The organism is Planomonospora sp. ID82291, from assembly GCF_015711645.1.
Taxonomy (GTDB): Bacteria; Actinomycetota; Actinomycetes; order Streptosporangiales; family Streptosporangiaceae; genus Planomonospora.
In genome coordinates this window covers 252,721-264,719 of record NZ_JABTEX010000003.1, presented here as the reverse complement: position 1 = coordinate 264,719, position 11,999 = coordinate 252,721, and the positions used below count along the sequence as shown (strand labels likewise).

Annotated in this window: 7 protein-coding genes; 6 read left to right on the top strand and 1 reads right to left on the bottom strand. The window is 73.9% G+C overall.

The genetic code is table 11. The features are described from left to right. Window positions 1-171 precede the first annotated feature (171 nt). Entirely contained in the window at window positions 172-678 is a 507-nt protein-coding gene (locus HS045_RS20450) for a hypothetical protein (protein ID WP_196453065.1), read from the bottom strand. Between the two features lie 243 nt (window positions 679-921). Here HS045_RS20450 and HS045_RS20445 point away from each other — a divergent pair, with 243 nt between their 5' ends. The 6 genes from HS045_RS20445 (at window position 922) to narI (ending at window position 11,898) form a co-directional block, all read left to right on the top strand. Then, window positions 922-2,076, top strand: coding sequence for a hypothetical protein (locus HS045_RS20445; protein ID WP_196453064.1), 1,155 nt, complete (start codon window positions 922-924; stop codon window positions 2,074-2,076). A gap of 7 nt (window positions 2,077-2,083) precedes the next feature. Continuing rightward, window positions 2,084-4,798 (top strand): multicopper oxidase domain-containing protein, encoded by a 2,715-nt coding sequence (locus HS045_RS20440; RefSeq protein ID WP_196453063.1) that lies wholly within the window; start codon window positions 2,084-2,086, stop codon window positions 4,796-4,798. Window positions 4,799-5,166: 368 nt separating this feature from the next. After that, complete coding sequence (locus HS045_RS20435) at window positions 5,167-8,883, top strand: nitrate reductase subunit alpha (protein WP_196453062.1); 3,717 nt, start codon at window positions 5,167-5,169, stop codon at window positions 8,881-8,883. Beyond that, window positions 8,883-10,547 carry a nitrate reductase subunit beta gene (gene narH, locus HS045_RS20430; RefSeq protein WP_196453061.1) on the top strand — a complete coding sequence of 555 codons (1,665 nt, stop codon included), beginning with the start codon at window positions 8,883-8,885 and terminating at the stop codon, window positions 10,545-10,547. Before HS045_RS20435 ends, narH begins: the two co-directional genes overlap by 1 nt. After that, window positions 10,544-11,170 carry a nitrate reductase molybdenum cofactor assembly chaperone gene (gene narJ / locus HS045_RS20425; protein ID WP_307827619.1) on the top strand — a complete coding sequence of 209 codons (627 nt, stop codon included), beginning with the start codon at window positions 10,544-10,546 and terminating at the stop codon, window positions 11,168-11,170. The genes narH and narJ overlap by 4 nt, the downstream gene beginning before the upstream one ends. After that, on the top strand, window positions 11,167-11,898 hold the full coding sequence (gene narI / locus HS045_RS20420; RefSeq protein ID WP_196453060.1) for a respiratory nitrate reductase subunit gamma: 732 nt from the start codon (window positions 11,167-11,169) through the stop codon (window positions 11,896-11,898). The genes narJ and narI overlap by 4 nt, the downstream gene beginning before the upstream one ends. Window positions 11,899-11,999: the final 101 nt, after the last annotated feature.

Here is an 11,999-nt window from a genome sequence, read left to right as displayed (position 1 = left end):
CATGATTCAAACGGGCCGGGTCCTGCGCGGCGTAGTGACCAAAGTCCCCGGTGGCGGGGTCGGCGGTCACACGCGCGGGCGGGGCCCGGTCCGTCGGGTGTCTGCGGGCCTGTCGGGGCGGGGTGCGTGTCCGGCGGGCCGCGGGGTGGCCGGCGGCGGTCCGGCGGCGGTTCAGCGGCGGGGTGTCCGGTCGCTGGAGTGCAGGACGGCGCTCAGGGTGAGGAAGGCGCCGCCGGTGCCCATGAGGACCGCGCCCAGGCCGGCGGTCAGGGAGGTGAGCTGCCAGGCCTGGTAGGCGGTCATCAGCGAGGCGCGCAGGGTCTCGCCCATGAAGGCGGTCTGGCGCAGGGCGCCGAGGGTCTCGTCGTGGCCGCCGGCGGCGTGCAGGTCGGCGCTGATCTCGGAGTAGGTGCGGCCCTGGGTGGCCTTGCGGACGTTGCCGCCGATCACGTCGGCGAAGGCGCGTGCCTGCGGTCCGGTCTGCACGCGCCGGCCGGCGCATGCGGTGAGGCCGTCGGGCAGCCCCTTGTCCGGGAAGGTGATCTTCTGGCGGATGAGTTCGTCCCGGATCTGGCCCCTGGCCTGCAGGCCGAGGGCCGTCATGACGGCGCCGGCCGTCAGCGCGGCGGCGCCGGCGGCGCCGACCAGTGCCGTGGCCGGTCCGGGCAGGTGGTTCATGCGTGGTTCTCCCTCGGGCGCGGCGGCGGGCCCGAGGTCCGGGTCCGCCCTTTTTAGGAGCTTTTGGCGGGGGGTGGGGTGGGGGGAAGGGCCACAGGCCCCTGATGGCCGGGCTGAAAGTCCCGTAGTGGGACGGAAGGGGACTTTGGTCCTTGCGGTGACGGCCTTTGAGCCCGGGACCGGGACGGGGGCCGCCGCCTAGTGTGGAGGGCGTTCCGTACGACGACCAGAAGAGATACGGCCGTGCCCACAGAACCGACGACGGCGCATTCCGCTGGCCGTCCGCCGGTCACCGGGCCGGCCGCCGCCCCGCGCTCCCGGCTCCGCCCGGCCGCCGGGCGGCTTCCGATGCTGGCCGGCGCCGCTGTCGCCCTGCTCGCCGGCCTCTACGGGGGTCTCGCGCTCCTGCTGCCCGAGACCCCCGCACCGGAGGCGCTGGCGCGCGAGCACGGGCCGCTGATGGCCTCGGGCTTCCTGGGCACGCTGATCTGCCTGGAGCGTGCGGTCGCGCTGCGCCGCCGCTGGGGCTACATCGCACCGGCGGTCTCGGCGCTGGGCGCGGTGCTCCTGGTCGCGGGGGCCGAGCAGGCGGGCCGGCTGGCGCTGGCCGCCGCCGCGGGCTGGCTGGCCGGGATCTACCTGGCGCTGCTGGGGCGGCGGGTCGGCCGCGAGACGCTGCTGCAGCTGGGCGGCGCGCTGGCCTGGTACGCCGGGGGGCTGCTGTGGCTGGCCGGGCGGCCGGTGGCGGAACTGGTGGGCTGGCTGGCGGCCTTCCACGTGCTGACCATCGCCGGGGAGCGGCTGGAGCTGGCGCACGTGGCGGTGCTGCGGCGCGGCGCGGCGGCGGCGCTGACGGGGGCGGCGGCGCTGCTGGCCGCCGGCGCGGCGGGGTCGGCCTGGCATCCCGAGGCGGGGACGCGGCTGGCCGGGGCGGGCCTGCTGGCCACGGCGCTCTGGCTGGCCTGGTTCGACGTGGCGCGGCGCACCGTGCGCGGCAGCGGCCTGCCGCGGTATGCGGCGGTGTGCCTGCTGGCCGGGTACGGCTGGCTGGCGGTCGCCGGCCTGCTGTGGGGGGCGACCGGGCTGGCCGCCGGCGAGTACCTGTACGACGCGGCGCTGCACGCGCTGTTCTTGGGGTTCGTCATGTCGATGGTGTTCGCGCACGCGCCGGTGATCCTGCCCGCCGTGCTGCGGGTGGCCCTGCCGTACCGGCCGGTGCTGTACGTGCCGGCGGCGCTGCTGCACGCGGCGGTGGCGGTGCGCGTGGCCGGGGATCTGGCCGCCGAGCAGGCGGTGCGCGTGGCCGGCGGGCTGGGGGCCGAGATCGCTCTGCTGGTGTTCGCCGGGTGCGCCGCCGCGCTGGTGCTGCGGGCGCGCCGGGCGCCGAGGGGAAGGTGACCTGAAGGTGGCATCGGTCGAGGTGCGGATCGACAAGGGCCCGCCGGCGCAGCCGGGGCCTCCGCCGGGGGCGGGGCGCCGCCGCGCGCCCTGGCATCTGCGGGCCAACGCGCTCGTGGTGGCGTGGCTGGGGGCGACGGTCGCGGTCGCGGTGGCCGGGGAGGGGCTGCCGGCGCCGCGCTGGCTGCTGATCCACGTCTTCCTGCTGGGTGCGGTGAGCACGGCGGTCCTGATCTGGAGCGAGCACTTCGCCGTCGCGCTGCTGCGGGCCCGCACGCCGGATCCGCGCGGGAGCCTGGCCCGGCTGGCGCTGCTGAACGGCGGGGCGCTGGCCGTGCTGTACGGCGTGGCGGCCGGTCCGGCGGCGGTGGCGGTCGGCGGGGCGGGTGCGGTGGTGGGGGTCGTGGTGTGGCACGCGGCGGCGCTGGTGCGGCTGGCGCGGCGGGCGCTGCCGGGCCGCTTCGGCCACGTCATCGCCTGGTACGTGTGCGCGGCCGGGGCGCTGGCGGCCGGCGGCACGCTGGGCGGGCTGCTGGCCGCGCACGTCGCGGGCGGCGCGGCGTACGAGCGGCTGCAGGCGGCGCACGCCCAGGTGAACCTGCTGGGCTGGGTGGGGCTGACCGTTGTGGGGACGCTGTTCACGCTGTGGCCGACGGTGCTGCGCACCCGGATGCCGGAGCGGACCCGGCGGGCGTCGGTGCTCGGGTTGCGGCTGGCGGTGCCGGGGCTGGCGCTGCTGGTGGGCGGGCTGCTGGCGGATCTGCGCGTGGTGGCGGCGGTGGGGCTGGCGGTGTACGCGGCCGGGGCGCTGGCGGCGCTGGTGCCGCTGGCCGAGGCGGTGCGCTCGCGCCGTCCGCACACGGGGGCGGCCTGGATGCTGGGCGCCGGCGTCGTGTGGTTCGAGGTGGCGCTGGCCGCGGACGTGGTGGTCGTGGCGGGCCGTGCGCCGGGCGAGGTCGCGGCCGGGCTGGAGCCGCTGCTGCCGCTGGTGGTGGCGGGGTTCGTCGGCCAGGTGCTGCTGGGGTCGCTGCTGCACCTGCTGCCGGCGGTGCTGGGCGGCGGTCCGGCGCGGTTCAAGGAGAACGCGGCGCTGCTGGAGCGGGGCTGGGCGGTGCGGCTGGCGGCGTTCAACGCCGGGGTGCCGCTGCTGGCGCTGCCGGTGCCGCGGCCGCTGGAGGTGCTGGGCTGGGCGCTGGTGCTGGCGCCGGTCGCGGTGTTCGTCGCGCTGGCCGCGCTGGCGCTGGTGCGGGCCGCCGAGCGGGCGCGGCCCGGATCCGGCGGTCCGGACGGCGGCGGTCCGGACGGCGGGCGGGCCGGGGCGGCGTGGACGTCGCCCGCGCGGGCCGGGGTGGTCGCCGGGTGCCTGCTGACGGCCGCCGCGGTCGTGGTCGCCGTCACCGGCGCTCCGGCCTCCGCTCCGCAGGTCGCGGCCACCGGCGCCAGGACGGTCGAGGTGACGCTGTCGGGGATGCGGGTGCGGCCGGCGGTGATCGAGGCGGCGCCCGGCACCGTGCTGACGCTGCGCGTCACCAACACCGACGCCCAGCGGCACGACCTGCGCCTGGGCACCGGGGAGCGCACCCCGATGCTGGCGGCCGGGCAGAGCGCCGTGCTGACGCTGGCGCCGCTCGGCGGGCCGGTCGAGGGCTGGTGCACCGTGGCGGGGCACCGCGCCGCGGGCATGACGCTGCGGATCGTGCCGGTGGGTGCGCTCGCCGGTCCGGCTCCGGACGCGGCCGGCGCTGCGGCGGGCACGGGCGCCGGTGCAGACGCGTCGGGCACGGGCGCGGGTGCGACGGGGCACGGTGCGCACGGCGCCGCGGCCGACCGCGCCGCGGCGGGAGGCGGCCTGGACCTGGGGGCGCCGATGTCGCCCGGGTGGAGGCCGTACGACGCGGCGCTGAAGCCCGCGCCGGGCGGCACCGCGCACGAGGTGGAGATCCGGGTGGACGACCGCGCGGTGCTGGAGGTCGCGCCCGGGGTGCGGCAGCGGATGTGGACGTTCAACGGGACCGTGCCCGGGCCGGTGCTGCGCGGCAGGGTCGGGGACGTGTTCACGGTGACGTTCGTCAACGGCGGCACCATGGGGCACGGGATCGACTTCCACGCCGGGGCGAACGCCCCCGACGGGGTGATGCGCACGATTCAGCCGGGTGAGCGGCTGACCTACCGGTTCAGGGCGGACTTCGCCGGGGCGTGGCTGTATCACTGCTCGACGATGCCGATGACCCAGCACATCGCCTCCGGCATGTACGGCGCGGTCGTCATCGACCCGCCGGGCCTGTCCCGGGTGGACCGCGAGTTCCTGCTGGTCCAGGGGGAGCTGTACCTGGGCGAGCCGGGCGGCGACGCCCAGGTCGCCAGGTTGCGCGAGGGCCGGCCCGACGGGTGGATGTTCAACGGCACCGCGGCCGGCTACGACCACGCCCCGCTGCAGGCGAAGGCCGGCGAGCGGGTGCGGATCTGGGCGGTGGCGGCCGGACCGAGCTCGGGTACGGCGCTGCACGTGGTGGGGGCGCCGTTCGACACCGTCTACAAGGAGGGCGCCTACCTGCTGCGCGCCGGGGACGCGGGGGGCGCGCAGGTGCTGGACCTGGCGCCGGCGCAGGGCGGGTTCGCCGAGCTGGTCTTCGCCGAGCCGGGCGTCTACCCGGTGGTCGACCACACGATGCGCCAGGCCGAGGGCGGTGCGCACGGCCTGTTCCGGGTGGGTGCGCGGTGACGGTCCGGCGCGCACCGGCCGGTTCGGCGCCGTCGGCGGCCTGACGGCGGACCCCTGACGGCCGGCCGCACCCCGTGGAGGAGGCGCGCTGTTGCGGGCGGAATTGCGTAGATCTTTGGGCCTTTGGGCCCGACCTGCGGGACTAAAGACCCTGAGGTCGGGATATGCCCTGTCGGGAGGATGAGGACCGCCTCAGGGGACGCCTGGGGCGGCAGGGACCCGCCACGGATCCCGCGGCCGGAGCCGGCCGCGTTCCTTCCCGGGATGCACGCCCATGGAATGATCGGTAGAAAACGATCAGCGGAAACGGTCATGGAAGCGGGCATCGCGGGGATGTGCGGTCTGTGACGAGAGAAAGAGGATCACATATGGCGGGCATGGACGGGCCGGTCGACGACGCGCTGCTGCGGTTGGGGCGGCATCTGCGCGCCGGGACGGTCTCCGACGACCTGCGGACGCTGCACCAGATCGGCGGCCGCCAGGCGGACGCGTTCTACCGCGACCGGTGGAGCCACGACAAGGTGGTGCGCTCCACGCACGGGGTGAACTGCACCGGGTCGTGCTCGTGGAAAGTCTATGTCAAGGACGGCATCATCACCTGGGAGTCGCAGCAGACCGACTACCCCAGCGTGGGGGGCGACCGGCCGGAGTACGAGCCGCGCGGCTGCCCGCGCGGTGCGGCGTTCTCCTGGTACACCTACTCCCCCACCCGGGTGCGCTTCCCGTACGCGCGCGGCGTGCTGGTGGAGATGTACCGGGAGGCCAAGGCGCGCCTCGGCGATCCGGTGGCGGCCTGGGCGGAGGTCACCTCCGATCCGGACAAGCGGCGCCGCTACCAGTCGGCGCGCGGCAAGGGCGGTCTGGTCCGCGTCACGTGGGACGAGGCGACCGAGATGATCGCCGCGGCGCACGTGCACACCATCAAGGCCTACGGTCCCGACCGGGTCGCGGGGTTCTCGCCGATCCCGGCGATGTCGATGGTCTCGCACGCCTCCGGCGCCCGGTTCGTCTCGCTGATCGGCGGGACCATGCTGTCGTTCTACGACTGGTACGCCGACCTGCCAGTGGCCTCGCCGCAGGTGTTCGGCGACCAGACCGACGTGCCGGAGTCGGCCGACTGGTGGGACGCGGCCTACCTGATGCTGTGGGGCTCCAACGTGCCGGTGACGCGCACCCCGGACGCGCACTACATGACCGAGGCCCGCTACCGGGGGCAGAAGGTCGTGGTGGTCACCCCCGACTACAGCGACGCGACGAAGTTCGCCGACGAGTGGCTGGCGCCGCATCCGGGGACCGACGGGGCGCTGGCCATGGCGATGGGGCACGTGATCCTCAAGGAGTTCTTCGTCGACCGGCAGGTGCCGTACTTCACCGACTACGTCAAGCGCCACAGCGACCTGCCGTTCCTGGTGACGCTGGTCGAGCGCGAGGACGGCGGGTACGTGCCGGGCAAGTTCCTGACCGCCGCCGACCTCGGCCAGGCGGATCAGGAGGCGGCGTTCAAGACCGTGCTGATGGACGCGGCGACCGGTGAGCCGGTGGTGCCCAACGGCTCGCTCGGCTTCCGCTACTCCGAGCAGGGCCAGGGGCGCTGGAACCTCGACCTGCAGGGCGTGGATCCGCTGCTGAGCCTGCACGGCGGGCGCACCGCGACGGTGCTGCTGCCCCGCTTCGATGAGGCCGGCGACGACGGCGCGGGCGGGGTGCTGCGGCGCGGCGTGCCGGTGCGCGAGGTCGCCGGCCGGCTGGTGACGACGGTCTTCGACCTCATGCTCGCCCAGTACGGCGTGGCCCGGCCGGGCGGCTCGAGCCGCGCCGGCGGTGAGGGGCCGGAGGCGGGCGGCGAGCGGCACTGGCCGGCCTCCTACGACGACGCCTCCGCGCCGTACACGCCGGCCTGGCAGGAGGCGATCACCGGGGTGCCGGCGGCCAAGGCCGTGAAGATCGCCCGGGAGTTCGCGCGCAACGCCGAGGAGTCCGGCGGCCGATCGATGATCATCATGGGGGCGGGGACGAACCACTGGTTCCACTCCGACACGATCTACCGCTCGTTCCTGGCGCTGACCACGCTGACCGGCTGCCAGGGCGTCAACGGCGGCGGCTGGGCGCACTACGTCGGGCAGGAGAAGTGCCGGCCGGTCACCGGGTGGGCGCACATGGCGTTCGGCACCGACTGGTCGCGCCCGCCGCGGCAGATGATCGGCACCGCCTACTGGTACCTGCACACCGACCAGTGGCGCTACGACACCTACAGCGCCGGCACGGTCTCCTCGCCGCTGGGCGGCGGCGCGTTCACCGGCAAGGCGACCGCCGACCTGCTGTCGGCCTCGGCGCGGATGGGCTGGATGCCGTCGTATCCGACGTTCGACCGCAATCCGCTGGAGCTGGCCGAGGAGGCGGCCGCCTCCGGGCAGGAGGCGGGGCCGTACATCGCGGGCAAGGTCGCCGCCGGCGAGCTGGGCTTCGCCTGCGAGGACCCCGACTCCCCCGCCAACTGGCCGCGGGTGCTGACGGTGTGGCGGGCCAACCTGCTGGGCTCGTCGGCCAAGGGCAACGAGTACTTCCTGCGGCACCTGCTGGGCGCCGACTCCTCGCTGCGCGCCACCGAGGCCGGGCCGGAGCACCGTCCCGGTGACGTGCGCTGGCGCGAGGAGGCGCCGCAGGGCAAGCTGGACCTGCTGCTGTCGCTGGACTTCCGGATGACGTCGACGACGCTGTTCTCCGACATCGTGCTGCCGGCCGCGACCTGGTACGAGAAGCACGACCTGTCCTCGACCGACATGCACCCGTTCGTGCACGCCTTCAGCCCGGCGATCGACCCGCCGTGGCAGACCCGCACCGACTTCGCGGCGTTCACGGCCGTCGCCGAGGCGTTCAGCGCGCTGGCCGCCACCCATCTGGGGGTGCGCAAGGACGTGGTGGCGGTGCCGCTGCTGCACGACACGCCGGACGAGTTCGCCACGCCGGGCGGCGTGGTGCGCGACTGGCGGGCCGAGGGCCGCACGCCGGTGCCGGGCCGGGACTTCCCGAAGATCGTCACGGTGGAGCGGGACTACGGCGCGATCGCGCAGAAGATGGCGGCGCTCGGGCCGCTGATGGAGAAGCTCGGCGCCACCACCAAGGGCCTGACCTACGACGTGTCGGGGGAGATCGAGCGGCTGGGCCGGATGAACGGCACGGTGCGCGGCGGGGTGGCCGACGGGCGGCCGTCGCTGGCCCGCGACACCCACATGTGCGAGACGATCCTGGCGCTGTCGGGCACCACCAACGGGCATCTGGCCGCGCAGGGCTTCGCGACGCTGGGCCGGCGCACCGGCACGAGCTTCGCCGGGCTCGCCGACGAGCACAAGAAGATCACGTTCGCCGACACGCAGGCGCGGCCGGTGCCGGTGACGACGTCGCCGGAGTGGTCGGGCAGCGAGACGGGCGGGCGCCGCTACTCGGCGTTCACCATCAACGTCGAGCACCGCAAGCCCTGGCACACCCTGACCGGCCGCCAGCACTTCTTCCTCGACCACGACTGGATCCACGAGGTGGGCGAGGCGCTGCCGGTCTACCGGCCGCCGCTGAACATGACGGCGCTGTTCGGTGAGCCGGGCATCGGCTCGGCCGGGCAGGAGGGCGCGGGCGGGATCACGGTGCGGTACCTGACGCCGCACTCCAAGTGGTCGATCCATTCGGAGTACCAGGACAACCTGCTGATGCTGACGCTGTCGCGGGGCGGGCCGACGATCTGGATGAGCCCGGCCGACGCCGAGCGGGCGGAGATCCGCGACAACGACTGGGTGGAGGCCCTCAACCGCAACGGCGTCGTGGTGGCGCGGGCGATCGTCTCGCACCGCATGCCGACCGGGACGGTGTACATGTACCACGCCCAGGAGCGGGTGGTGGACGTGCCCAAGAGCGAGACCTCGGGCAAGCGCGGCGGCATCCACAACTCCCTGACCCGTCTGATGATCAAGCCCACGCATCTGATCGGCGGCTACGCCCAGCTGTCGTTCGCGTTCAACTACCTCGGTCCGACCGGTAACCAGCGTGACGAGGTCACCGTGATCCGCCGCCGCAACCAGGAGGTCGACTACTGATGCGCGTCATGGCACAGCTCGCCATGGTCATGAACCTCGACAAGTGCATCGGCTGCCACACCTGCTCGGTCACCTGCAAGCAGGCGTGGACCAACCGGGCCGGCACCGAGTACGTGTGGTTCAACAACGTCGAGACCCGTCCCGGGCAGGGCTACCCCCGCACCTACCAGGACCAGGACAAGTGGAAGGGCGGCTGGGAGCTCAACTCGCGCGGCCGGTTGAAGCTCAAGGCGGGCGGGCGGCTGAAGAAGCTGTTCTCGATCTTCGCCAACCCGCTGATGCCGTCGATCCAGGACTACTACGAGCCTTGGACCTACGACTACGACCGGCTGTTCTCGGCGCCGATGCAGGCCGACACGCCGGTGGCGCGGCCGCGCTCGCTGATCACCGGCGAGCCCACGAAGATCAGCTGGAGTGCGAACTGGGACGACAACCTGGCCGGCGGTCCGGAGCTGGCGCCGGCCGACCCGGTGCTGCGCAAGGTCTCCGACCAGGTCAAGCTGGACTTCGAGAACGCGTTCATGTTCTACCTGCCGCGCATCTGCGAGCACTGCCTCAACCCCTCGTGCGCCTCCTCGTGCCCGTCGGGGGCGATCTACAAGCGCTCCGAGGACGGCATCGTCCTGGTCGACCAGGACCGCTGCCGCGGCTGGCGGATGTGCGTGACGGGCTGCCCGTACAAGAAGGTGTACTTCAACCACCGCACCGGTAAGGCGGAGAAGTGCACGTTCTGCTTCCCGCGGGTGGAGGTGGGCCTGCCCACGGTCTGCTCGGAGACGTGCGTAGGCCGGCTGCGCTACATCGGGCTCATCCTGTACGACGCCGACCGGGTGACCGAGGCGGCCTCCGTCACCGACGAGAAGGAGCTGCTGGAGGCGCAGAAGAGCGTGATGCTCGACCCGCACGACCCGGCGGTGATCGAGGCGGCCCGTGCGGCGGGCATCCCGGACGACTGGCTGGAGGCGGCGCGCCGCTCCCCCATCCACAAGCTGATCTTCGAGTTCGGGGTGGCGCTGCCGCTGCACCCCGAGTACCGGACGATGCCGATGGTCTGGTACATCCCGCCGCTGTCGCCGGTGGTGGACGTCTTGAGCGGCACCGGCCACGACGGCGAGGACGCCGGCAACCTGTTCGGTGCGATCGACGCGCTGCGCATCCCGATCGGCTACCTGGCGGAGCTGTTCACCGCCGGGGATCCGGAGCCGGTGCGCGCGGTGCTGCGCCGCCTGGCCGCGATGCGCTCCTACATGCGCCGGCTCAACCTGGGCCAGGAGGCCGACGAGTCGATCGCCGAGGCGGTCGGCATGACCGGCCAGAACATCCGGGACATGCACCGGCTGCTGGCCATTGCCGCCTACGACGAGCGCTACGTGATCCCCAAGGCCCACGCCGAGCAGGGGGCGCAGCTGGAGGAGCTGGCGCTGGGCAGCGGCTGCAGCCTCGACTACGAGGGCGGCCCCGGGATGGGCGGCCCGTTCGGTGAGGCCTCCGGCACGCCCGCCCCGATCGCGGTGGAGAACTTCCACGCGCTCAAGGAGCGCCAGCGCGGCGACGACCTGGACGACGCCAGCGAGCTGCGCGGCCGGGTCAACCTGCTCAACTGGGACGGCAAGGGCACCCCGGACGGGCTGTTCCCCAAGAACGGCAAGAAGGAGGAGTCGTGAGCGAGCTGGACCCCGGCGCGCTGCGCACCGCCCACATGGTGGCCTCGGTGCTGCTCGGCTACCCCGACGAGCGGCTGTACGGCGAGCGCGAGGTGCTCGCCGGGGCGGTGGCCGGCCTGCCGGAAGGGGAGGTCCGGACGCGGCTCGCGGCCTTCCTGGAGCACGCCGAGACCGCCGGCCGGGTCGAGCTGGCCGCCCACTACGTGGCGACGTTCGACCTGAAGCGGCGCTGCTGCCCGTACCTGACGTACTACGCCTACGGTGACACCCGCAAGCGCGGCGCGGCGCTGCTGCGCTTCAAGCACGCCTTCCGCAGCGCGGGCTTCGAGCTCGCCGACGGCGAGCTGCCCGACCACCTGGCGGTGGTGTGCGAGCTGCTGGCGCGCGGCGCCGTCCGGGAGGCCCGGCGGCTGCTGCAGGAGAACCGGGCCGGGGTGGAGCTGCTGCGCAAGGCGCTGGAGGCCGAGCACTCGCCGTACGCCGACGTGGTGGCCGCGGTGCTGGCCACGCTCGGCCCGGCGAGCCTGCGCGACGAGGAGGCCGCGCTGCGGCTGGCCTCCCAGGGCCCGCCGGCCGAAGAGGTCGGGTTGGAACCGTACGCGGTGATGGAGGCGAGCAGGTGAACGCACTGGACGTGGTGCTGTGGGTGGTGGCGCCGTACGTGGCGCTGACGGTGTTCGTGCTGGGGCATGTCTGGCGCTACCGCTACGACAAGTTCGGCTGGACCACCCGCTCGTCGCAGATGTACGAGTCGAGGCTGCTGCGCATCGGCAGCCCGCTGTTCCACTTCGGCATCCTGGTGGTGCTGCTCGGCCACATCGGCGGGCTGGTGATCCCCAAGAGCTGGACCGAGGCGGTGGGCGTCAGCGAGCACACCTACCACATCGTCGCGGTCGTGCTGGGCACGATCGCGGGGGTGGCCACCCTCGGCGGCCTGGCGATCCTGGTCTACCGGCGCCGCACCGTCGGCCCGGTGTTCACCGCCACCACCCGCAACGACAAGCTGATGTACGCGGTGCTGGCCGTCACCATCGTGCTGGGCCTGGCCGCCACGGTGATGGCGAACATCGTCGGCGGCGGCTACGACTACCGCACGACCATCTCGCCGTGGTTCCGGTCGATCTTCTACTTCCAGCCGGATCCGGCGCTGATGGCCGGCGCGCCGCTGCTGTTCCAGTTGCACGCGCTCAGTGCGCTGGTGCTGTTCGCGGTCTGGCCGTTCACCCGGCTGGTGCACATGCTGACCGCGCCGGTCGGCTACCTGACCCGCCCGTACGTGGTCTACCGCAGCCGCGACGATCAGCCGACCGGCTCGCGCGCCCCGCGGCGCGGCTGGGAGCCGTCGCGCTGACGTGCCGCCGCCCCCCGGAGGGGACGGCGGCCCATGCTCCGACCGGTACGGCGTCGAGGAACACCGTGCCGGTCGGCCGGTTTCCCGGTGCGGTGCTCGCA

Excerpts from the sequence above, each read along its gene's own strand:
- HS045_RS20450 (WP_196453065.1), bottom strand. The coding sequence starts at position 678 with ATGAACCACCTGCCCGGACCGGCCACGGCACTGGTCGGCGCCGCCGGC.
- HS045_RS20435 (WP_196453062.1), top strand. The coding sequence starts at position 5,167 with ATGGCGGGCATGGACGGGCCGGTCGACGACGCGCTGCTGCGGTTGGGG.
- narH (WP_196453061.1), top strand. The coding sequence starts at position 8,883 with ATGCGCGTCATGGCACAGCTCGCCATGGTCATGAACCTCGACAAGTGC.